At 62.6% G+C, this 23,155-nt stretch carries 22 protein-coding genes; 11 read left to right on the plus strand and 11 right to left on the minus strand.

Translation table 11 applies throughout. The features are described from left to right. Positions 1–66: 66 nt before the first annotated feature. From rseP to pyrH, 6 genes are all read right to left on the minus strand, one after another. Positions 67–1,407, minus strand: coding sequence for an RIP metalloprotease RseP (gene rseP / locus FEV53_RS07290; RefSeq protein ID WP_142834153.1), 1,341 nt, complete (start codon positions 1,405–1,407; stop codon positions 67–69). Positions 1,408–1,416: 9 nt separating this feature from the next. Then, positions 1,417–2,586 (minus strand): 1-deoxy-D-xylulose-5-phosphate reductoisomerase, encoded by a 1,170-nt coding sequence (gene dxr, locus FEV53_RS07295; protein ID WP_142834154.1) that lies wholly within the window; start codon positions 2,584–2,586, stop codon positions 1,417–1,419. 6 nt (positions 2,587–2,592) lie between these two features. Further along, positions 2,593–3,381: a phosphatidate cytidylyltransferase gene (locus FEV53_RS07300; protein ID WP_142834155.1), complete on the minus strand. Its 789-nt coding sequence runs from the start codon at positions 3,379–3,381 to the stop codon at positions 2,593–2,595. Next, the gene (gene uppS, locus FEV53_RS07305) at positions 3,378–4,100 is read right to left on the minus strand and encodes a polyprenyl diphosphate synthase (protein WP_142834156.1); all 723 of its coding nucleotides are present in this window, start codon (positions 4,098–4,100) and stop codon (positions 3,378–3,380) included. The genes FEV53_RS07300 and uppS overlap by 4 nt, the downstream gene beginning before the upstream one ends. A gap of 65 nt (positions 4,101–4,165) precedes the next feature. Beyond that, positions 4,166–4,729 carry a ribosome recycling factor gene (gene frr, locus FEV53_RS07310; protein WP_142834157.1) on the minus strand — a complete coding sequence of 188 codons (564 nt, stop codon included), beginning with the start codon at positions 4,727–4,729 and terminating at the stop codon, positions 4,166–4,168. 74 nt (positions 4,730–4,803) lie between these two features. Further along, the gene (gene pyrH, locus FEV53_RS07315; protein ID WP_142834158.1) at positions 4,804–5,538 is read right to left on the minus strand and encodes a UMP kinase; all 735 of its coding nucleotides are present in this window, start codon (positions 5,536–5,538) and stop codon (positions 4,804–4,806) included. An 81-nt stretch (positions 5,539–5,619) separates the two neighbouring features. Here pyrH and miaA point away from each other — a divergent pair, with 81 nt between their 5' ends. From miaA to FEV53_RS07340, 5 genes are all read left to right on the plus strand, one after another. Then, entirely contained in the window at positions 5,620–6,486 is an 867-nt protein-coding gene (miaA, locus tag FEV53_RS07320) for a tRNA (adenosine(37)-N6)-dimethylallyltransferase MiaA (RefSeq protein WP_142834159.1), read from the plus strand. 267 nt (positions 6,487–6,753) lie between these two features. Next, a complete protein-coding gene (locus tag FEV53_RS07325) occupies positions 6,754–8,415 on the plus strand; it encodes an ABC transporter substrate-binding protein (RefSeq protein WP_142834160.1) in 1,662 nt (553 codons plus the stop codon). Positions 8,416–8,476: 61 nt separating this feature from the next. Further along, entirely contained in the window at positions 8,477–9,526 is a 1,050-nt protein-coding gene (locus tag FEV53_RS07330) for an ABC transporter permease (protein WP_142834161.1), read from the plus strand. Between the two features lie 28 nt (positions 9,527–9,554). After that, a complete protein-coding gene (locus FEV53_RS07335) occupies positions 9,555–11,009 on the plus strand; it encodes an ABC transporter permease (RefSeq protein ID WP_142834162.1) in 1,455 nt (484 codons plus the stop codon). Positions 11,010–11,105: 96 nt separating this feature from the next. Next, positions 11,106–13,187, plus strand: a complete 2,082-nt coding sequence (locus tag FEV53_RS07340; protein WP_246100751.1) for a dipeptide ABC transporter ATP-binding protein — start codon at positions 11,106–11,108, stop codon at positions 13,185–13,187. A 42-nt stretch (positions 13,188–13,229) separates the two neighbouring features. On the opposite strand, the gene FEV53_RS07345 is transcribed toward FEV53_RS07340, so the two are convergent. After that, positions 13,230–13,829: a lytic transglycosylase domain-containing protein gene (locus tag FEV53_RS07345; protein ID WP_142834164.1), complete on the minus strand. Its 600-nt coding sequence runs from the start codon at positions 13,827–13,829 to the stop codon at positions 13,230–13,232. A gap of 152 nt (positions 13,830–13,981) precedes the next feature. Between FEV53_RS07345 and ssb the strand changes: the two genes are divergently transcribed. Then, entirely contained in the window at positions 13,982–14,494 is a 513-nt protein-coding gene (gene ssb / locus FEV53_RS07350) for a single-stranded DNA-binding protein (protein WP_142834165.1), read from the plus strand. Positions 14,495–14,526: 32 nt separating this feature from the next. On the opposite strand, the gene FEV53_RS07355 is transcribed toward ssb, so the two are convergent. The 4 genes from FEV53_RS07355 to FEV53_RS07370 are packed head-to-tail and all read right to left on the minus strand — an operon-like array spanning position 14,527 to position 17,907. Then, positions 14,527–15,174 carry an aminotransferase class IV gene (locus FEV53_RS07355; RefSeq protein WP_142834166.1) on the minus strand — a complete coding sequence of 216 codons (648 nt, stop codon included), beginning with the start codon at positions 15,172–15,174 and terminating at the stop codon, positions 14,527–14,529. Further along, positions 15,135–16,256, minus strand: coding sequence for an aminodeoxychorismate synthase component I (locus FEV53_RS07360; protein WP_142834167.1), 1,122 nt, complete (start codon positions 16,254–16,256; stop codon positions 15,135–15,137). Before FEV53_RS07360 ends, FEV53_RS07355 begins: the two co-directional genes overlap by 40 nt. Beyond that, complete coding sequence (gene aroB, locus FEV53_RS07365) at positions 16,253–17,368, minus strand: 3-dehydroquinate synthase (protein ID WP_142834168.1); 1,116 nt, start codon at positions 17,366–17,368, stop codon at positions 16,253–16,255. Before aroB ends, FEV53_RS07360 begins: the two co-directional genes overlap by 4 nt. Continuing rightward, complete coding sequence (locus FEV53_RS07370) at positions 17,365–17,907, minus strand: shikimate kinase (RefSeq protein ID WP_142834169.1); 543 nt, start codon at positions 17,905–17,907, stop codon at positions 17,365–17,367. The genes aroB and FEV53_RS07370 overlap by 4 nt, the downstream gene beginning before the upstream one ends. A gap of 132 nt (positions 17,908–18,039) precedes the next feature. Between FEV53_RS07370 and FEV53_RS21865 the strand changes: the two genes are divergently transcribed. The 5 genes from FEV53_RS21865 to FEV53_RS07390 all read left to right on the plus strand — a co-directional run bounded on the left by FEV53_RS21865 (position 18,040) and on the right by FEV53_RS07390 (position 23,131). Then, entirely contained in the window at positions 18,040–18,174 is a 135-nt protein-coding gene (locus FEV53_RS21865) for a hypothetical protein (RefSeq protein WP_281283455.1), read from the plus strand. Next, complete coding sequence (locus FEV53_RS07375) at positions 18,164–19,537, plus strand: hypothetical protein (protein WP_142834170.1); 1,374 nt, start codon at positions 18,164–18,166, stop codon at positions 19,535–19,537. The genes FEV53_RS21865 and FEV53_RS07375 overlap by 11 nt, the downstream gene beginning before the upstream one ends. After that, positions 19,534–20,460, plus strand: coding sequence for a tyrosine recombinase (locus tag FEV53_RS07380; protein WP_142834171.1), 927 nt, complete (start codon positions 19,534–19,536; stop codon positions 20,458–20,460). The genes FEV53_RS07375 and FEV53_RS07380 overlap by 4 nt, the downstream gene beginning before the upstream one ends. A 56-nt stretch (positions 20,461–20,516) precedes the next feature. Next, entirely contained in the window at positions 20,517–21,806 is a 1,290-nt protein-coding gene (locus FEV53_RS07385) for an HlyC/CorC family transporter (RefSeq protein WP_142834172.1), read from the plus strand. Between the two features lie 101 nt (positions 21,807–21,907). After that, positions 21,908–23,131 (plus strand): cytochrome P450, encoded by a 1,224-nt coding sequence (locus FEV53_RS07390; RefSeq protein WP_142834173.1) that lies wholly within the window; start codon positions 21,908–21,910, stop codon positions 23,129–23,131. Positions 23,132–23,155: the final 24 nt, after the last annotated feature.

A 23,155-nucleotide genomic window follows, 5' to 3' on the forward strand; every position in this document is an offset into this window, starting at 1 on the left:
CCCGTCGAGTAATTTCTCTTCTGTGACTATCGGGGACCTACGGGCTTGTCAAAACGTCCCTCAGCGTCAGGGGCAGAAGAGATCGTTTGTCAGCGCAAAAGCCATTAAGCTCAGCAGTAGCGCCAGACCACCGACCATCAACGCGTTCAACGCCCGCTCCGACGGTGCCCGGCCCGTAATTGCTTCGTAGGCGTAAAATACCAGATGGCCGCCATCGAGAATTGGGATCGGGAAGAGGTTCATCAAACCGATGGCCGTGGACAGCACCGCGATGAACCAGACGAAGCTCAACAAACCTGCGCTGGCGGCGGCACCGGAGGTCTCGGCAATTCCCACCGGCCCTTGCAGGTTGCAGGACGAGATCGCCCCGATGGCCATATGGTACAGACCCGACAGGCTCGATTTCACAATGAAGATCGTCTGATCGACGCCATAACCCAGCGCCGCGAGAGGTCCGGGCGTACTACGCTCCAGCTCAAAGATCGCGCCCGCAGTCACACCGATGAGCCAGCGCGTTTCAAAGCCGCCATCAGCGGTGGGCAGATCCATCCGCTTGGGCGTCAGGGTCACGTCGAACTCTTCACCGCCCTGCTCCGCGCCGGGTCGCCAGACCGAAAAACGCATTGGGCTGCCATCGGAGTTGCCGACGAGGTCCCTCAGCGTTTCGAACGCCACAACCGGCTCGCCATCTACGGCGCGGATCACATCACCCTCGACGAGCCCCGCCTCAGCCGCGGCAGATTTTGGCGTCACGCCGCCCACGATGGCAGGCAGCGGAAACGGGCCCTCGACTATCCGCCGGTCACCGAACCGCCGGATCTCGTAATCGATCCGCTCCTCGACCGGCACCTCTGTCAGCACCGCGCCTAACTCGTCGGCGCCGGTCACCTCCAGGCCCGCAATCGCGATCAGTTCATCGCCCTGCTGAAGTACCGCCTCCGCTCCCGGCAAAGACAATTGACGTTCGATTGTAACCGGATCGCTGGTGACGCCGCGTACGGAAAGCACGATGGCGAAGACGAGGATCGACAGGATAAAGTTGAAAACTGGTCCAGCAGCGACGGTAGCGGTCCGGGCCCATAGCGGAGCACCGGACATGGTCTCGCGCCGCTCCGCCGCAGATTGTGGAGCCGGATCACTGCCAACGCTTGCCGCATTCGCGTCGCCCCGGAACTTCACATAGCCGCCGACCGGGAAGGCCGCGATCTGCCAGCGGGTGCCACGTTTATCGACGCGCGAGGCCAGCACCGGCCCCATGCCGATCGAGAAAACATCAGCCTGAATCCCTGACCATCGGCCGACGATGTAGTGGCCGTATTCGTGGATCGCGACAATAATGCTGAGGGCTGCGATGAACGCGCCGATGGTAAAGATCAACGATCCGAAATCGGGCAGAAAATCGGGCATGAAAGCTCCTCAGGTGGTAATTTTTGGGACCAGCTCATCGGCCAGCGCCCTCGCCGTGCGGTCCGCGCTCATCACGTCATCTAAGCGCATCTCGCCAGATCCAAAGCCCTCTGCACTCACTTTTTCGAGCACCGCTTCGACGAGCTCCGACATCTGCAGGAAACCGATCCGGCCCGCGATGAAATGGTCAAGCGCCCGTTCCTTGGCCGCGTTGAACGTCGCCCCGGCAAGACCTCCCGCCGCCATTACGTCCCGCGCCAGCCGGAGAGCCGGATAGCGGGTCTCGTCGGGCGCAATGAAGTTCATCTGGCCGATCTTCGCGAAATCCAGTCGCTCCACCGGAAGAGCCTGTCGATCCGGCCAATTCAGGGCATACCCGATGGCATGACGCATATCATGCGGGCCCACATGGGCCATGATGCCCCCATCGACGAATCCCACCATCGCATGGATCAGGCTCTCGGGGTGGACCAGCGCTTCGATCCGCTTTGGCTCGATACCGAAAAACTCATGTGTCTCAATGAGTTCAAGCGCCTTGTTGAACATCGACGCCGAATCGATGGTGATCCGCTGGCCCATGTCCCAGTTCGGATGCGTGGCGGCTTCGGCAGGGGTCGCGCGGGCGAGCTTGTCGAGCGGCCAATCCCTGAAAGCCCCACCGCTGGCGGTAATAATCACCCGCTCCACGCGCGACATGTCCTCACCGTTGAGGGCCTGAAAGACCGCCGAGTGCTCGCTATCCACCGGCAAGACGCGGGCTCCGGCATTCCGAGCGGTCCGCATCAGAAGTTCGCCGGCGCAGACGAGGCTCTCCTTGTTGGCGAGCGCGAGCGTGGCTCCCTGCTCCAGCGCCACCAGACCCGGCTCAAGCCCCGCAGAACCCACAATGCCGGACATCACCCAATCCGCTGGCCGGGTCCCGGCTTCGAGCAGAGCGGTGCGCCCGGCGGCGGCTTCGACGCCCGACCCGGCCAGCGCATCGCGCAGGTCCGTCAGGCAGTCTTCATGAGCGGTAACTGCGACTTCGGCGCCCAGCCTTCGCGCTTGTTCGGCCAAGAGCGCGACATTGCGCCCGCCGGTCAGAGCCACAACTTGGTAGGCGTCACGGTCCCGGGAAATGAGGTCAATGGTCGAGCAGCCGATGGAGCCGGTTGCCCCATAAATCGTCACGCGGCGCATAAAATCTTATCCTGCAACGGGAAAAGGAAATCCAATGAGCGGCGTGATGAGGAGCAGCAGTACCGAGGCCCCCAGCATACCGTCAAACCGGTCAAAAAGCCCCCCGTGACCGGGCAGTAACGCAGAGCTGTCCTTGACGCCCGCGCGACGCTTGACCGCAGATTCCGCCACGTCCCCGACTTGCCCTGCCATCGACAAAACAATGGAAATCGGGACCAGTTCGGACGTCACTCCGAGGATGGCCGCGAAAACGCCACCGACCACAGCTGCACCGATCCAGCCCGCGATGGTCCCGGACCATGTCTTGTTCGGTGACACGCGGGTCCACATTTTCGGTCCGCCGATCAGACGGCCGAACACATAGCCGAACACATCCGTCACGATGACGACGAGGGCCAGCCAGAGCATCCATGTGATCCCGTCATCAAGCCGGAGGAAGATCAGTCCGAGACCGGCGAGCTGGATCAGCGTCGCGTAGAGCGCGTAGGTCAGGCGATGCTCATTGATTGTGGCAACGCCGTAAAAGACGGGAACGGCCAGCAACAACAGGGCGTACCCCGTGGGAAGGACCGACTCAGCAGCGAGCGCGAGACCGACCACGATACCCAGACGCATGGCCGGCGCTTCGGGATCGAGCATGCGCACCAGTTCCCAGGTGATCACGGCGCAGATGCCGACGGTCATCGCCGTAAAGAGCCACCCTCCGACCCAGACGCAGATCAGCGCCACGACGGCCATCGCCGCTCCGACGCCGAGGCGTTCGCCTAAATCACCCCAGCGACCGGCGCTGCTCATGCGGGGACCGCACCGTAGCGGCGTTCCCGGGAGCCAAAGCGCGACAGGACCTCCGCGAATTTTTCAACAGTGAAGTCGGGCCAAAGAGTGTTGACGAATTCATATTCGGCATAAGCCGATTGCCAGAGTAGGAAATTCGAGATCCGGGCCTCGCCACTGGTGCGGATCACCAGATCGGGATCGGGCAGGAAGTGGGTGTCGAGGAAACGCGCGAGGGTCGTCTCATCGACCTCTGACGGTGCGAGACGCCCTGCGGCGACTTCGGCGGCCATCCGCTTCGTTGCGCGCCCAATCTCATCCCGCCCACCATAGTTCAGGGCGACCGTCACGTGCACGCGGTCGTTATGGGATGTAAGAAGCTCCAGCTCATCCATCAGCTTCACCAGCTTCGGATCGAGACGCACGCGGTCGCCGATGAACCGGACCCGCGCGCCCTCGGCCAGCAGATCACGGGCCTCGGCCTGAATGTAGCGACGGAACAGCTTCATCAGCCCCGCGACCTCGGTCTGGGTGCGGCGCCAGTTTTCTGTCGAGAACGCAAAGATCGTCAGATATTTGACGCCAAGATCCGGACATGCGCGCACGATCTCCTTGACCCGTCGGGCGCCGGCGTGATGGCCGAAGAGACGGGGCTTGCCGCGCGATTTTGCCCAACGCCCGTTACCGTCCATGATGCATGCCACATGCCGCGGCGATGCATTCTCCGTTTCCTGCCCCATGGCCGTCATCCCTTCGTTCCCGTCATGCCGCGCAAATCACCCACGCTGAGCCGCAGCGCGACCCCTCAAACCTGCATGATTTCCGCTTGCTTATGCTCAAGCGCGTCATCAACCGACTTGATATGGGCGTCGGTCATCTCCTGAATCTCGGTCTGCCACAGCTTCTGATCGTCCTCGCCCATGCCAGCCGATTTCGCCTTTTTCAACTGGTCCATCCCGTCACGACGGACGTTGCGTATCGCAACACGGGCGCTTTCTGCATAGGAGCCGGCCACTTTGGCAAGTTCCCGCCGACGCTCCTCATTCAGTTCGGGGATCGGCAGGCGGATCGTCGTGCCATCGATCACCGGGTTGATGCCCAGACCAGATTCGCGGATCGCTTTCTCGGCCTTCCCAACGAGGCTTTTGTCCCAGATGCTGATCGTCACCATCCGCGGCTCGGGAACGTTTACTGTCCCCACCTGATTGATCGGCGTCATCGCTCCATAGGCATCGACCATAATCGGCTCCACCATCGTCGCCGAAGCCCGACCGGTGCGCAGAGAGGCAAATTCCTGCCGCAGCGCCTGCAAGGCCCCATCCATCCGCCGCTGCAGGTCGTCGGTGTCGATATCGATATCGTCTGACATATCTGTTCTTCCGTAACAGGGTTGGTCTTAACAAAGGGTATGCCGCAATCACAGTGAGAAGGCCAGAAGCCCCCTCATCCTTCCACCACTGTAAAGGTTCCCTCGCCCTGCAAAATCCCGCGAAAGCCGCCGGGTTCATCGAGACTGAACACCACAATGGGCAGATGATTGTCGCGCGCCAGGGCGATGGCGGAGGCATCCATCACGTTCAGGTGCTGCTGGAGCACATCATCATAGGTCACCCGGTCGAACCGCTTGGCGTCATCATGCTTGGCCGGGTCCTTGTCATAGACCCCGTCCACACCGTTCTTGCCCATAAAGATGGCCTCACATGCCATCTCGGACGCGCGCAGTGTTGCGGCGGTGTCGGTGGTGAAATAGGGATTTCCGGTGCCTGCGGCAAAAATACAGACCCGCTTTTTCTCCAAGTGGCGCACAGCACGGCGGCGAATGTAGGGTTCACAGATTTCGTTCATCGTGATCGCCGAGATCACCCGGGTGTGAATCCCCAGCGATTCCAGTGAGCCCTGCATGGCCAGCGCATTCATCACCGTGCCCAGCATCCCCATGTAGTCAGCCGTGGTTCGGTCAACACCGCCCTGTGCAGACCCTTGCAGGCCACGGAAAATATTGCCGCCGCCGATCACCATGCAGATCTCGACGCCCATATCGTGGACAGACTTCACTTCACGGGCAATGCGCTCGACCGTGGGCGGGTGCAGGCCAAAGCCCTGATCCCCCATCAAAGCCTCACCGGAAATTTTCAGCATCACCCGGTCGTAACGACGGTCGGTCTCTGTGTCGGTCATGGTCGCGCCCCGCTTTGCATCCGTTGCCTGTTTGTCGCAAAAGCGTCGCCGGGACAACTGCCGGATGGGGCCTCTCGCCAGATGAATACAGCCGACCTGATCAGAAGGAGCGCTGACAGCCGTCCAGTGCTGATCGCAGGGCCCACGGCCAGTGGCAAATCGGCCCTGGCTCTGGAGATCGCCGAAACTCATGGCGGTGTGATTGTTAATGCCGACGCCTTGCAAGTTTACGACGGGTGGCGCGTTCTTACGGCGCGGCCGCCTGACGAAGATCTCGTCCGTGCACCTCATCACCTCTACGGACATGTGTCCCGCATCACGCCCTACTCAGTCGGCCACTGGCTGCGCGACATCGCACCACTTCTCAATGGCACCCGCCCGATTATTGTCGGCGGCACCGGGCTTTATCTCACGGCACTCACCGAGGGTCTGGCGGAGATTCCCCCGACGCCGCCGGACGTTCGTGCCGAAGCGGATCACCTCGACCGCGAGATGATGCTGGCCGTTCTCGACCCCCGAACCCGCTCCCGGATCGATATTCTCAACCGCATGCGGGTTCAGCGCGCCTGGGAGGTTCAGACGGCGACCGGGCGCGGTCTCGCGGACTGGCAAGATGAAACCCCGGCCCCGCTCCTGCCCCTGAGCGACGCGCTGGCAGTGGTGATCGATGCGCCGCCTGAGCGGCTTAATCGAAGGATCGAACGACGCTTCGATCTGATGCTGGAACACGGAGCGCTTGAAGAGGTCCGATCCAATCTGGCGGATTTCGATCCGACCCGCCCCGGTGACCGGGCCATCGGCGCGCCCGAGTTGGTTGCTTATCTGCGCGGCGAAATGACCCTTACTGAGGCACGCGAACGGAGCGTCATTGCGACGCGCCAATATGCCAAGCGCCAACGAACCTGGTTCCGGTCGCGGATGAGGGACTGGCGGACTCTCTCGATTTAATCGCTATACAAGTAACTTATCGAATGTTCTTGACGCGAACTGTAGAGAGTATCGAGCGGTCATTTGGGAGACGGGCGGGTGACCATCGTACGCAATTTGTGTCGGTTTCTGACTAAATTATGGTCGCTTTTGAGCCGTCAACCTATGCAATCGGGTTGACCCGCCCCCCCAATTCATGTGCAACCTATGCCCAAATCCGCCGTGTAAGCGCTTGATCAGGTTCGACCTGTCCGCATGCAAACGGTAAAGAACACAGGGAGAGCCACGATGAGCTTCGTTAAGACCCGGATCCACCCGGCCGCTGAAATGCACGCGCAGGAACATCTCGACGGTCAGATCGACCGCAGGGAATTTTTGACCCGCGCCACGGCGCTGGGGGTTGGCGCAGCGGCGGCCTATGGGCTGATCGGGGCCACTGCGCCCGGCAAGGCAATGGCGCAGGAGGCTCAGCAGGGTGGGACGCTGCGTATCCAGATGGAACTGCCCGCGCTCAAGGACCCGCGGGTCGCTGACTGGTCCGAGATCGCCAACCAGACCCGGGGTTGGCTCGAATATCTCGTCGAATATCAGCGTGATGGCTCTCTCCGCCCGATGCTGCTCGAAGGCTGGGAGGTCAATGACGACGCGACCGTCTACACCCTGAAAGTCCGGCAAGGCGTGACGTGGAACAATGGTGACGCGTTCACCGCGCAGGACGTGCTCCACAACATCACCCGCTGGTGCGATCAGGAAGTTGAGGGCAACTCCATGGCCGGGCGCCTGAAGACGCTGGTCGATCCGGAGACGAAGCAACTCCTCGATGGCGCCGTCAAGGTGATGGACGATCACACGCTGGAAATCACCCTGCCCCGACCGGACATCACGCTGATCGCCAGCTTTGCCGATTATCCGGCGGCGGTGGTCCATCAGAGCTACGACAATGGCGACCCGGCAGCGAACCCCATCGGCACCGGCCCCTATCTGCCGGTCGAGGTCTCGCCCAACGTCCGCACCGTGATCGAGCGGAATGCGGACCACGAGTGGTGGGGCACCGAGGTCTATGGCGGCCCCTATCTCGACCGGATTGAGTTTACCGATTACGGCACCGACCCCGCCGCGTGGCTGGCCGCGATCGAATCCGAAGAAGTCGATATGCTCTATGAAAGCGTCGGTGAGTTCATTGAGATCATGGACAGCCTCGGCCTTGAAAAGAGCGATGCCGTTACCGCCAACACACTGGTGATCCGGCCCAACCAGGTGGCCGAGGTGAACGGCATGAAGCCCTATGCCGACGCCCGGGTCCGCCGCGCGCTGGCGATGGCCTGTGACAATTCGGTTCTGCTGGAGCTTGGCTATGCCGGTCTCGGTGAAGTGGCCGAAAACCATCATGTCTGCCCGATCCATCCCGAATATGCCAAGATCGACGCGCCGGTTTACGACCCGGAGGGTGCGATGGCTCTGCTCGAAGAGGCCGGCATGGCCGATTACGAGCATGAGCTGATTTGCCTCGACTCCGGTTTCCAGCGCGACACCTCGGACGCCGTTGCCGCCCAGTTGCGGGACGCGGGCATCAACGTAAAGCGCACGATCCTGCCCGGCTCAACTTTCTGGAACGACTGGGCGAAATTCCCCTTCAGCGCCACCGAATGGAACATGCGTCCGCTCGGTGTGCAGGTGCTGGCGCTCGCCTATCGCTCGGGCGAGGCGTGGAACGAATCCGGCTTTGCCAATGAGCAATTCGACAGCCTGCTCGAAGAGGCCATGGCTATCGCCGATGCAGGCCAACGATCTGAGATCATGGCGAAGATCGAAAAGCTCATGCAGGACGAAGGCGTCATCATCCAGCCTTATTGGCGGAGCATCTATCGCCACTACCTGGCCAAGGTTATCGGCGCCGAAGCGCATCCGACCTTCGAGATCCACGTCTACAAGCTCGGCCTCTCTGCCTGAGCCGCGACCTGCCGGGCCGGAGTGACACCGGCCCGGACCTCAAAGCCGAAAGGACCTTATCTTGGCTGGCTTTATCCTGCGGCGCTTCGGGATCATGATCCTGACGGCGCTTTGCCTGACCTTCGTGGTCTTCTTCCTCACCAATCTCGCGCCCAATCTCGAAAAGCTGGCCAAGACCCAGGGCAATGCCCGCATGACTGATGCCGAGGTGACCTCCTGGCTCGCGAACCGGGGCTATGACCAGAATATCTTTGTGAAATACGGAGAATGGCTGGGCGTGGTGCCCGGCTATGTGATCGAGCAGCCGGACGGGACCTATCGAGGGCGGTGCTTCGATCAGGCAGAGGCCATCCCTGACGATGCGCCCCGGTTCTGTGGCGTCGTGCAGGGGGACTGGGGCTATTCCTCGGTGTTTCGCGACGAGGTACTCGGGATCATCGGCCTGCGTCTGGGTCTGACCGGCAAGCTCATGTTCTGGGTCATGATGGTCATGGTCCCGAGTGCGCTGATTCTCGGTGTGCTGGCCGGAATGCGCGAAGGCAGCCGTCTTGACCGGGGGCTGTCCTCGATCTCGATTGTGACGACCGCTACGCCGGAATATGTCTCGGGCGTTATCCTGATCACCGTCTTTGCGTCCTCCGCCGTCGGGCTGAAATGGTTCAAGGGCACCGCAACCTCGGCCATGGAGAACGCAACCTTCGAGAATTTCTTTCTGCCGGTCATCACCATCGCGCTCTACGGCATGGGCTACATCGCACGGATGACGCGCGCCTCCATGGCGGAGGTCATGCAGCAGCAATATATCCGCACTGCGATCCTCAAGGGCGTTCCCTTCCGCCAAGTGGTCCTGAAACACGCGCTCCGCAATGCGTTGATCGCGCCGTTTACGGTGATCATGCTGCAATTCCCGTGGCTCCTGAATGGTGTCGTGATCGTTGAAACCTTGTTCAATTACAAAGGCTTCGGCTGGACGTTGGTGCAGGCGGCCTCGAATAACGACATCGAACTGCTGCTCGGCGTCTCCGTCGTGTCGGTCTTTGTGGTGCTGATCACCCAGCTCATTTCCGACATCGGTTATGTCTATCTGAACCCAAGGATCCGCGTGTCATGAGCCATCCTGTGACCAAGGGAGAAGCCGCATGGAGCCGCTGAGCTGGACCGGCGCGCTCGCGCCCCTCATTACCCCGCTCTGGATCGCCGCCGGGGCCCTGGTCGCGCTCGCGATCCTGCGATTTGTAGTGAGCCTCTTGATCGTTCCGGCGCAAAGCGTGGCGTTGCCCGACGGCACCCTGACGGCCGGGAGCGGTCCGCTGGAGCTGATCGACCGGGCGGTCCGCTGGGCGCTAGGGTCCGTCCTGGCTCTGCTGGCTTTGTTCCTGATCGGCGGGGTGATCCTGGACCTGTCGGCGGGGATCATTGGCGGGATGGCGCGGCGGCTCCTGCCGGTCTGGATCGCCCTCGTGGCTACGCTGGCCCTGTCCTACACCTTTCGCCGGCGGCTGGGCCTCTATGGCAAGCTCTTCGATTCCACCATCGGCACGGTTGGTTTTGCGCTGGTGATGTTCTGGGTCTTTGCCGCTTTTTTCGGCGCCATGGATCTGATCGCGACCTTCGATCCTCTGGCCCAGTCCGGCGCCATGAAAAATGAGCCCCCCGGCACGCCCTTCGACAAGATGATCGGCGACGTGGATGAGGGCGCCTATCCTGTCTACCTGCTGGGTGGCGACAATTTGGGGCGGGACGTGTTCAGCCGCATGGTTTCTGGCGCATGGGTGGTGGTGCAGATCGCCCCGCTGGCGACTGCTTTTGCCTTCATGGTGGGCATCACGCTTGGCCTGCCCGCCGCCTATTTCGGCGGAAAATTCGACACGATCCTGACCTTCCTCGCGAACCTGATCCTCGCCTTCCCGGTCATCCTGCTGTTCTATCTGCTGGTAACACCGGAGATCATTGAGACAGGCATACCGACCTATATGTCTGCAGTGATCTTCCTGTTTCCGATCCTGTTCCTGACGATCCTCCTGAACGCCCGCTACCACACGCGACCCGCGCTAAGGACAGGGCTGCTGGTGGCGGTGATCCTCGGGCTTGGCTGGATCTATCTGTCGCTGATCTCAGAACCCTTCGGCGTTTTGCCGGTGCTGCCCGAAGCGCTCGACCTGTTCGATATTCCAGGCGGTATCCTGACGGTCTTTGTCTCGGTGGTCTTCGTCAACGCGCCCACGGTGTTCCGGATCGTCCGGGGTCTGGCGCTGGACATAAAGACCCGGGACTATGTGGCCGCTGCCCAAACGCGGGGCGAAGGGCCATGGTACATCATGCTTTGGGAGATCCTGCCCAACGCCCGCGGCCCGCTGATCGTCGATTTCTGCCTGCGGGTGGGATATACGACGATCCTGTTGGGAACGCTGGGCTTTTTCGGGCTGGGGCTGCCACCTGAAAGCCCGGACTGGGGATCGACGATCAATGACGGACGACGACTGTTGGCGATTTATCCCCATCCGGCGCTGGCTCCGGCGATCGCCCTGCTGACACTGGTTCTGGGGCTGAACCTGCTGGCGGACGGGCTGCGGGAAGAGTCGCTCAGGGATTGAGAGTGGAATTAGGGGCGCTGCCCCCGCTGTCCTGACGGACAGCTCCCCCGGGGTATTTCGGAACACGAAGAGGTTGGAGCGGAAATGGAGAGCGAGATGGGCGAAGCGCCGATACTGGAGATCGAAGGGCTTTCGATCTCGTTCTTTACCCGCCTGCGGGAAATTCCGGCGGTGATGGACTTTTCCTGCACCGTGCAGCCCGGTGAGGCCATGGGTCTCGTCGGCGAGTCGGGTTGCGGCAAGAGCACCGTGGCGCTGGCTGTGATGCGGTATCTCGGCGGCAACGGGCGGATCACCGCCGGGACGGTGAAGTATCGCGGGCGTGACATGGCCGAGATGTCAGAGGCCGAACTCCGACAGATCCGGGGACGTGATATCGCCATGATCTATCAGGAACCGATGGCCTCCCTGAACCCGGCGATGAAGGTCGGGCGGCAGCTTATGGAGGTGCCGATCCTGCACGATGGCGCGACGAAGGCCGAGGCCCGCGCGCGGGCTCTGGAGGTGGTGCGGGATGTGAAGCTGCCCGACCCTGAGCGCATTCTGGAGGCCTATCCGCATCAGCTTTCGGGCGGGCAGCAGCAGCGGATTGTCATCGCCATGGCGCTAATGGCGAACCCGTCGCTGCTGATCCTTGATGAGCCGACCACGGCGCTGGATGTGACCGTCGAGGCGGCGGTGGTCGAACTGGTTAAGGACCTGCGGGTGAAATACGGGACCTCGATCCTGTTTATCAGCCACAATCTAGGTCTGGTGCTTGAGACCTGCGACCGTCTTTGCGTGATGTATTCGGGCGAAGCCGTGGAGACAGGTGAGATTGGCGAGGTGTTCGACCGGATGCGCCATCCCTATACGCAGGCGCTGTTCCGCTCGATTCCGCTGCCGGGCGCAGACAAACACGCAAAACCGCTGGTGGCGATCCCCGGGAACTTTCCCCTACCCCATGAGCGGCCGCCCGGCTGCAATTTCGGGCCGCGCTGCGACTATTTCGTGGCCGGGCGCTGCGATGCGGGCAAGATGACCATGACGGATCTTCCGGGCGCGGGGCGGCATCAGACCCGCTGTCTTCGCCACGGGGAGATCGACTGGGAGCGCCAGGAGATCGGGGCGGTCGAGACGGAAAGCGCTGAACCCGGTAAGGTCGTGCTCAAGATGGACGATCTGCGCAAGTATTATGAGGTCTCCTCGTCGTCGCTCCTGAAGGGGGGCGAGACGCGGGTAGTGAAAGCTAATGAAAGCCTCAGTTTCGAGGCGCGGGAGAGTGAAACACTGGCCATCGTCGGCGAATCCGGCTGCGGGAAAAGCACCTTTGCCAAGGTGCTGATGGGGCTGGAAACCGCGACCAATGGCGAGATCCTGCTCGACGGACAGGCCATTGGCGACACGCCGATTGAGGCGCGGGACACGCAGACCGTGGCCGACGTGCAGATGGTGTTCCAGAACCCGTTCGACACGCTGAACCCATCCATGACGGTTGGGCGGCAAATCATCCGGGCGCTGGAAATCTTCGGCATTGGCGACAGTGAGGCTGAGCGCGAGGCGCGGATGCTGGAATTGCTCGACCTCGTGAAGCTGCCCCGCGAATTTGCCGGTCGGATGCCCCGGCAACTCTCGGGCGGGCAGAAACAGCGTGTGGGGATCGCGCGCGCCTTTGCCGGGGATGCGCGGATCGTGGTGGCCGATGAGCCGGTTTCGGCGCTTGATGTGAGCGTGCAGGCGGCAGTGGCCGATTTGTTGATGGAGATTCAGCGCGACAAGAAGACGACGCTCCTGTTCATCAGCCACGACCTGTCGATTGTACGGTATCTCTCGGACCGGGTGATGGTCATGTATCTGGGCCATGTGGTGGAAATTGGTGACACGGCGGAGGTCTTCTCGCCGCCCTACCATCCCTATACCGAGGCGCTGCTTTCGGCTGTGCCCATCGCCGACACACGAGTCGAGAAAAAACATATCGTGCTGGAGGGGGACGTACCCTCGGCCATGTCACCGCCACCGGGCTGCCCGTTCCAGACGCGCTGCCGCTGGAAGTCCGACGTGCCGGGGAGCCTGTGCGAAACAGAGGTACCAGAGATGCAGAGCTTCGGCCCCGACGGGGCGCACCAGATCAAGTGTCATCTCACCCGGGAGATCCTTGAGCGGATGGAACCGGTGATCAGCCTCGCAGAGGCAGATTGAGGTTAGAAAAAGGCCCCTGACTGGGGCCTTTGCAGGGTTGCTTTACTGACCGAGGATTGCGGCCACATAGGCTGTGGTCTCGCGATAGGGTGGCACCCCCCCATATTTCTGAACCGCACCGGGACCGGCATTATACGCCGCCAAAGCCAGCCGCCAATCGCGGAACTTTTTGTACTGTTGCGCCAGATATTTGGCTCCGCCTTCGAGGTTTTGCTTCGGATCGTGGGGATTGACGCCGAGGCGGCGGGCGGTTTCGGGCATGAGCTGCGCCAGTCCAATGGCACCTTTGTGTGAAACCGCACCAGCGTTCCAGCCGGATTCGCGCTGCACGAGACGAAGAAACAGATCCTCGGGCACGTTATGGCGCCGCGCCGCACGGCGTGCATCGCTGAGATAGGCGCCCTTATAGTTACCGGTGAAACGCGGCACGATGGCAAGACGGGTCACCTCCGCACTGCGGCGTTCGGGTCCCGCCTTCACCTCTGGTCTCAGGCGATCAGAATTTTGGTACTGGCTGGCCGCCCGACCATCCAGAACGCTCAGCTTGGATTGGAACCGACCCTGCCCTTTGGTGCCGAACAGGGTCTCGGCTTGCGCGCTGAGCGGCAGGAGAAGAAGCGGCAGGAAAAGAAACAATCGCATAATGTCTTCGGCCTCTTTCTAACGCCGCAACGCTAGACAAGAGCGCTTCATAAATCCAGCCCCGAAGCGCTCCTTTGGCAGGTAACGGCTGGTCCACCCGGATTGGGTATGACAGCCTGCAAGGCAAATCCGAATCATGAAGGAGTGAGCACATGGCCGGATCGGTGAACAAGGTCATCCTCATCGGCAATCTGGGACGCGATCCGGAGGTGCGGACCTTCTCCAACGGGGGTAAAGTGTGCAACCTGCGCATCGCCACCTCGGAGACGTGGAAGGACCGCAACACAGGCGAACGCCGCGAGCGCACAGAATGGCACTCGGTTGCGATTTTCTCGGAGCCGCTGGCGCGTGTCGCCGAGCAATATCTGCGCAAAGGCTCTAAGGTGTATATCGAAGGCCAGCTTGAAACCCGGAAGTGGCAGGACCAGAGCGGTCAGGACCGCTACTCCACAGAGGTCGTTCTGCGCCCCTACACCTCGACCCTGACCATGCTGGACGGGCGCGGCGACAACGCCGGGGGTGGTGCCTCAGGCGGCGGATACGAGGATCGCGGTGGCTATAGCGGCGGCTACGGGGATGGTGGCGCCTCGGGCGGTGCGGCTCCGAGCAGCAGCGGCAGTGGTCGCAGCAGCTATTCCGATATGGATGACGACATTCCGTTCTGATCACAAACCCGGACGGCTTTTCCGACACTGGATTATCGGTCCGGGGCGCCCTCAAATCGCGCCGCACGCAACCCCCTGAGAGAGTTGCCCACATAGAGCCTGCGCCCGGAGAGATCTTCGGGCGTGAGGCTGCGGGTTCGGGCGATCCCGCGTGCGATCAGCTCTTCGCGCAGAATTCCAGGTAAAGCGCCATCGTCGACCGGTGGGGTCAGGAGCCCCTCCCCAGTCTCCAAGAATACGCTCGTGATGCTGCCCTCACACAGCCGACCCGCCTCGTTCAGAAACAGCACCTCCTCGCAACCCTCTGGCAGAGCCGCCCGGGCCCGGTCGTAGAGGCCGCGCTCAGTGCTCTTGACCCGGCGCCACCGGTCTGCGGCGGTGACCCGTTCAGATGCCCATGCCACCCGCCAGATCTCCGGCGCAGGGGTCAGCGGAGCGCAGGTCAGATCGAGCCGCCCGTGCAGGTCCAGCGTCAGCCGCGCCCGGAGCGCGCACGACACACGGGCGGCGTCGAGCAGCTGGGCGGCCTCACCAGCGTCAAACGCAATACCCAACTCAGCCGCACTGCGCGCCATCCGCGAAAGATGCCGCGCACCGCGCAGGGGGCCCGACGGCAGTAGCCGCAGGGTCTCAATGAGTTTCAGGTCGGGCGGGAGAGATCCGCAAACCGGGCTTTCCACAGGGCTTCCTCATATTCACCGTCGCCGGTCGAATCGTGGACCACGCCACCGCCTACGTCCAGCCGCACGCGCCCGTCGGGCCAGCAGGTCAGCGTACGGATCGCCACGTTAAACCGCATATCCCCATAGGGCGCGATCCAGCCGATGCCGCCGCAATAGACCCCGCGTGGCCCCTGTTCGAGCTCGCGCAGGATTTCCATGGCGCGGATCTTTGGCGCGCCGGTGACCGAGCCGCAAGGAAACAGCGCCCGCATAATATCGGTCAGCCCAATGCCGGGCAGGAGGATCCCCTCCACGTCCGACACCATCTGGTGGACGGTCGCGTAGGTTTCGACGTGAAAGAGCCGTGGTACCTTCACCGAACCGATGCGGGAAATCCGCGAGATATCGTTGCGCAACAGGTCCACGATCATCAGGTTCTCGGCCTGATTCTTTTCCGATCCCGCCAGATCCCGAACCAGCCGTGCATCCTCATCCGGGGTGGCGCCCCGCGGGGCAGTCCCCTTCATCGGACGAGTGCGGATGCGGCCACCCTCTATGGCAAAGAAGAGCTCGGGGGATCGGCTAAGGATCGACGGACCATCAAGATCCACAAAGGCACCCAGCCGCACGCTCTGCCGGGCCACCAGCGCGTTATACAAATCGCGCGGGGCGCCGGTGGCGCGGGCGTTGATCGGGAAGGTCAGATTGGCTTGATAGATATCCCCCGCAGAGATGTAGTCCTGCACGGTGTCATATGCAGCGCGGTAGGTGGCAGCGTCCCAGACTGGGACGAGATCAAAGAGCGTCGCAGGCCCGGACGTCTGGGGAGCGGGCGTTTGCGGGCCGTCGAAGACGCCGAACAGCAGCAGAGGAACGTCCCGTCCCTCGGGCATCAAGGGTGCGAGCTTGCGCGACAGGGCATAGCCCAACTCGTAGCTGCCGTATCCCGCCAGCCACTGCCCCCTTGCCTGCGCCGCCTCCATGGCCGCGAGCGCGCCGGGGACCTCTTCGGGCGTGTCAGCCCGGATCAGCGCCACGGGCGAGGTGAACTCCGCCGGGGCGCCGCCGGGGCCTTCGTCGAACAGAACGGTTCCGCTCACCGCGCCGACAGAGCCTCCGCCAGCACCGCGCAGATCTGCTCGCGCGGGGCGTCACTGGTGACAAAGGCGGAGCCGATGCCGCGCGCAAGGATCAGCCTCAATTGCCCGTCCACGACCTTTTTATCCTGCGCCATCAGATCCAGCAGCCCGTCAGCGTCCGGCAGATCGCCCGGGATGTCCGCAAGGTCGCGCTTCATCCTCATGGCGGCGAGATGGGCGCGCACGCGGGAGGGATCTTCCTGGCTGCACAGACCCAGACGCGCGGACAGCTCGAAGGCCAGCGCGCAACCAATGGCGACACCTTCACCGTGGAGCAGCCGGTCCGAATAGCCCGTCGCGGCCTCCAGCGCGTGGCAGAAGGTGTGGCCGAGGTTCAAGAGCGCCCGATCCCCGGCCTCGGTCTCGTCCCGCTCGACAATGTCGGCCTTCATCTGAACAGATCGGCGCACGGCCTCGGTCCTGAGTGCCACATCACCGGCCGCGAGCGCGGGGCCATTCGTCTCCAGCCACGCGAAAAAATCCGCATCCCCCAGCAGCCCGTATTTCACCACCTCGCCATAGCCAGCGAGAAAATCGCGCGGGGGCAGCGCGGCAAGCACCTCCACATCGGCCAGCACCATCGCGGGCTGGTGGAAAGACCCGATCAGGTTCTTGCCCGCCGCAGCGTTTACGCCGGTCTTTCCGCCCACGGAGCTGTCCACCTGCGCCAGAAGCGAGGTCGGGATCTGCACAAAGCGCACACCCCGGCGCAGAATTGCGGCGGCAAATCCCGCCAGATCGCCAATCACCCCGCCGCCAAAGGCCACAACGATATCTCGCCGCTCGATCTTTTCGGCCAGCAGCCATTCAACCACTGTGCCAAGTTGGGCCCAGTTCTTGGTAGCCTCCCCCGGCGGCAGCGCCATCGCGGAATGGGCGATCCCGGCGGCGTCGAGCGATGCCTCCAGCGCCGCCAGATGCAGACCGGCCACGGTCTCATCGGTGACGATGGCCACACGCGGGCGCTTCAGGAGCGGCGCAATCCGCGCGCCCGCCTCCGCCAGCAGGCCACTGCCGATTTCCACATCATAAGACCGGTCGCCAAGCGACACATGCACGGTTTCTCGGGTCATAGGGTCTCCAGAACGTCGGGTCGTGTGGCCAGAACACCAATGGATTTCTGCGCCATCTCCTCAATGCTGATGCCCGGCTCGGCATCCACCACCAGATCGGCCAGCGCATAAACAGGATCGCGCTTTTCGATGAACTCCAGGAGCGTCGCTTTCGGGTCCGGGGTCCTGAGCAAGGGGCGCGTGTCCTTGTGACGGACGCGGGTCCACAGCAGTTCCGCATCAGCGCGAATCCAAAGTGCCACGCCGCGCTCGGAGATGGTCTGCCGATTGCGTTCCGACATAAAGGCCCCGCCGCCAGTGGACAGGATCCCCGGCTCTCCGTCGAGCAGCCGTGCGATCACCTCCGCCTCGCGATCCCGGAAAAACGGCTCGCCGTGGCGTTCAAAGATCTCGGGTATCGAAAGAGTTGAGGCCCGTTCGATCTCGTGATCTGAGTCGATAAAGGGCACCCCGAGCGCACGGGCAAGAGCAGTGCCGACCGCGGTCTTACCCGAACCCATCATCCCGATCATGACAACGGTTTTCTTCAAACGGTGCATGGCCTATCGTGTACGGTAATCAAGGTTGCGTTCAGGTCACTGAATGACGTGATCTTGCTCGAATGACCAGCTATAAAGCATGGGACCCACACGAAGATGTGGGACAATGGGGCGTTTTGAAAGGCAGGCAGCGTGATCCGGTTACTTAAACTTGTGGTGTTTCTGGTGATTCTGACCGTGGTCGGTTTGACCGGCTACGCCTATCTCGGCGACATGGACCCTGACCGGAGCGAGCGCGTGGATCCTGTGACGCTTGATGCCCGGTAGGCTCTGGAGCCTTGCGCTTCTCCTCGCGGGAGAGGCCGCGCTGGCGCAGGCCAGCGCTCAGGTGGTGACCGCCGCTTTGCCCGAACCGGACTCTGGCGTCGCCCAAGAGGTCGTGGAAGTCCATCCCGAAGAAGCCTTGCTCGGAGACCGGATAATTGTGACGGCGCTTCCGACGTTGGATCCGGACCGCGTGGGGCTGGCCCAGCCCGCGGCACTCGGCCTGCCTGATGCGCTGTGGAGCCGCTCCAGCGCGGCAATGCTCAGTGCGTTACTGGAAACGGTGCCGCAACCGACCGAGGCCGCCACCATGGCGCTGCTGCGCGATGCCCTGTCCGTCGGGGATACGCCGCCCGATGACAGCGATCAGGCACGCGATCTGTTCCTTGCACGGGTCGATACGCTGGTCCGTTTGGGAGATTTGTCCACCGCCAGCGCACTGCTGAAGACGGCGGGACTTGAGAGCCCCGAACTGTTCATGCGCTGGGCCAATATTGCGCTGATGACCGGTCGGGAAAACGCTGCGTGTCAAAGAATCGGAACCCTGCCACCGTCCACCAGCATCTATCCCGCGCGGGTCTTTTGTCATGCCCGGCAGGGAGACTGGCCTGCGGCTGTCATCACTCTGGAAACCGGCGTGATTTTGGGTGAGATCACGCCGGCTCAGCGGGAACTGATGTTGCGGTTTCTTGACGAGGAGCATGACGGCCTGACGCTGCCTCCGCCGCGTGTACCGACCCCGTTCGAATTCGTCATCTATGAGGCGCTGGGAGAACCTTTGCGTACGGCTGCGCTGCCCATCGCTTTTGCCCATGCGGATTTGCGGGAGATTGAGGCGATGAGTGCCCGAATCGCGGCAGCCGAACGGCTGGCGCGGCATGGCGCGATCCCGCCTGAGCGGCTGATGAAGCTCTACCTGACCGACCTGCCCGCATCAGGCGAAACCGCGCCGCCCACAGCCGAGGCCGTCCAACAGCTCGAAAAGGCGCTCGACACCGGCGACCTGGAGACGATCGAAACCGCCTTGCAAAATGCCGCCACTGTAATGGGCGAGACCGGTCTGCTGCCGTTTCTGGCAGAGAGCTACGGTGCAGCGGTTGCAGCCTTAGGTCTAGAAACGTCCGAGGCGCGGCAGCTTGATGCGCTGGCGACGGGCATCGACCTGCCGCCCCTGCCCGCCCCGTCTCCCCGCGATGCAGCCCTGATCGCTGACGGACGACCGGGCGAGGCATTGCTGCGCGCGGTCACTGATCTGACGGTCAGCGAAGACGCAGACACCGAGGCCCGCGCGCTGTCCACACTTATGGCGCTGGGATTGGAGAACCGGGCCCGTCGCATCTACGCGGAACGGACCCTCCTGCCATGAGCGCCGAGCCATCGCCGCAGCGTCTCATCGCGACCTTCCTCGAAGCTCATGCCGCAGAGGCCGGGGCGGCCCAGAATACGCAACTCGCCTATGCGCGCGATCTGGCGATCTTTTGCGACTGGATGGCGGCCGAGGGCGAAAGCTTTGCAACGATGTCACGGGCCTCAATCGAGCAGTATCTGGCCGATTGCGAGGCCGAGGGGCTCGCTCAGTCCACGCGCGCCCGGCGTCTCTCCTCGCTCAAGAGCTTTTTCCGCTTTGCCTATGAAGAGGGATGGCGGCAGGATAATCCGACTCTGCGGATCAAGGGACCCGGCAGGGCACGACAGCTGCCGAAAACCATCAGTGTCGAGGAGGTCGAGCGCCTGCTGGACGCGGCGACCGAAACGGGCCGCAGCCCCGCTGACCGGGCCCGGAACCGCTGCCTGATGGAGCTGCTATATGCCACCGGGATGCGGGTGACCGAGCTGGTCTCGCTACCCGTCAGCAGCGCACGGGGCGATCCCCAAATGCTGCTCGTGCGCGGCAAGGGGGACAAGGAGCGTATGGTCCCCCTGACCGAATCGGCTCGCATAGCCTTGCGGGAGTGGCTGAAAATCCGCGATGCCGCCGAAGATTCCGCCCATCCAGCGCGTCACCTGTTCCCGTCGCGGAGCGCGTTGGGCCACCTGACCCGGCACCGGTTTTTCCAGATTATCAAGGAGATCTCCGTCGCCGCCGGGGTCGATCCATCCCGCGTCACACCCCATACCATGCGCCACGCTTTCGCAACTCATCTGCTGGCGGGCGGCGCGGATCTCATGACGATTCAGACGCTGCTCGGGCACGCGGATGTAGCCACCACCGAGATTTATACACATGTTCTGGAGGATCGCCTGCATGAGCTTGTGATCCGCCACCATCCGCTGTCTACGGAACAATAACCCACCGACAGACTTAACCGGGCAAGCGCCCCTCACAGGAAACACCCTCAGCCGTCATGTTCGACACCGCATTCTGGACCTCCGCCGCTGCCATTTTCGTCCTGCTGGCCTGCTCCGGCTTTTTCTCCGGCAGCGAAACCGCCTTGACCGCCGCCTCCCGGGGCAAGCTGCGCACGCAGGCCGATAAAGGTAACAAGGGTGCCGCCCGCGCGCTGAAGATCACCGAAGACAGCGAGCGGCTGATCGGCTCCGTGCTGCTGGGCAATAACCTCGTCAACATCCTCGCCACCTCGCTGGCCACCGCGCTGTTCACCCGTCTCTTCGGCGAATCGGGCGTGGCGATGGCGACGCTGATCATGACCTTCCTCGTTCTGATCTTCGCCGAAGTGCTGCCGAAGACCTACGCCATCACAAATGCCGAAACCGCAGCCGCTGGCGTCTCGGGTCCCATTGCGGTGGTTGTCAAACTCTTTTCGCCGATCGTCAGCGCGGTCCGCGCGCTGGTTCGTGCAATCCTGAAACTGTTCGGCGTGCAGACCGACCCGGACAGCCACATCCTCGCTCTGCGGGAAGAAATCGAAGGTGCGCTGAACCTCGGTCATTCCGAAGGCGTGGTGGAGAAGGAGGACCGCGACCGGATCCTCGGCGCGCTGGATCTGGGCGAGCGGACGGTGGACGAGATCATGCTCCACCGCTCGAAAATCGAAATGATCGATGCCGATGATGACCCCGGCAAGATCCTCGAACAGTGCCTGTCGAGCCCGCATACCCGCCTGCCCGTCTATCGCGGGACCTATGAGAACATCATCGGTGTCATCCACGCCAAGGATCTGGCCCGCGCCATGTATGCCCGTAGCGCGGCCAGCGAGATGGCGGGTGGGGATATGTCGACCTTCGACATCACCGAAGTCGCCATGCCCGCCTATTTCATTCCGGAGGTCACGACCCTTGACGACCAGATGCGGGAATTTCTGCGCAAACACACCCATTTCGCACTGGTTGTGGATGAGTATGGCGCACTGCTCGGGCTGATCACTCTCGAAGATATTCTTGAGGAGATCGTGGGAGAGATCGCCGACGAGTTCGACGATCACGAAGCCGATCAATACTCTGTAGAGAAGAATGGCGACTGGATCGTCGATGGCGGGATGACCATTCGCGACTTGAACCGCGCTGCCGACTGGGGCCTCCCGGATGAGGAAGCCAACACCGTCGCGGGTCTGGTGCTCCACGGCGCCCAGATTATCCCGAATGAGGGGCAGGTCTTCTCCTTCTACGGGTATCGGTTCGAGGTCATGCAGAGACTGGACAACCGGATTACAAAGCTACGCATTCGCAGGCTCTGACTCACGCAGCCCGGCACATCTTCGCCGGGTTTGCCAGGGTGCATTGACCTCGCGGGGCCACGACCCAGTTTCCAAATCAGTTCATTCAGCCGGAGGATCTCATGTCGCTACCCGTCTCACCCCAGGGAGACCTGACCGTCGCACTCGCACGCGATCCCTATCGCACATTGTCCCAGACCGCCCTGCGGGTCGGCGCCGATGCATTCCGAGGCAAGCTTCTGCTCAGTGACACTGTCTTCCTGACCGGACGCGACATGGCCGAACAGTTCTACACCGGCGGCTTTGCGACCGTCTCCCCAACGGGTTCGGGCAAAATCCTCGGCTTCATTGGCGGCAACGACACCGACGCGGAGACGCAACAGACCGAGCGCCAGCGCCGTCGTGCGCTCCTGACCGACGCGATTGCGCCGGAAAAGCGTGAGGCCCTGATCGGTAGGGTCGAGGCCGGGCTCAAGGCCCTGTCCGAGCGTGCCCCCAATGAGATCGTCCTGCGCGACGAGATGGTGCGCGTGCTGACCCGCGCAACGCTCGAATGGGCGGGTCTTACGCTGTCCGAGGGCGAGGCCGAGAAGGTCGCCGAAGACCTTATCACCCGTTCCGGCCATGCGATTCCGACGTCCCTGCGCAAGGTGGGTGCGGCACCCAGCCAACAACGTCTCGAAAGCTGGGCCGCGACACTGATTGGCGAGATCCGGGCCAACACCCGCGAAGTCACCCGCGACGGTCTCGCCGATCAGGTGGCCAGCTACTACACCGCTGAGATGCTTCCCCCTGACAGGAAGGAAGCGGGCACGGAGTTCCTCAACCATCTCAACGCGATTACAGGCGTCGCGACGTATTTCACCTTCATGGCTCATGCCTGTGCGACCCGCGAAAATGGTCACCGCGATATGTCCGAGCGGCCCCACTCCTTTGTGCAGGAAGTCCGCCGCTATTATCCGGCGGTGCCCTTCGTCCGGGCGCGGACATCGAAGGACGTGGAAATCGCGGGCGCGACGGTCGAGGCCGGGACACGCGTGGTGCTCGACCTGTACGGCATCAACCACGACGCGCGGCTCTGGGATCACCCGGCCATGTTCCGTCCGTCGCGCTTCGACAACCTCACCATTGATCCCTATGCGCTGCTGGCTCAGGGTGCGGGCGATGAGGTGACTGGCAACCCCTGCCCAGGCCTCGACCTGACCACCGATCTGATGCTGGCATTCGGGGAGTGGTTCAGCGGGCTGACCTACGAGATGCCGCGCCAGAACCTCGATCTTGCGATGAGTGAGATGCCCGCACTGCCGAAGAGCGGCGTGGTGCTGCAAAACCTGCGCGCCGCCTGATCATCGAAGCGACTAAGAAAACAG

The organism is Palleronia caenipelagi (genome assembly GCF_007004065.1).
Lineage (GTDB): Bacteria > Pseudomonadota > Alphaproteobacteria > Rhodobacterales > Rhodobacteraceae > Palleronia > Palleronia caenipelagi.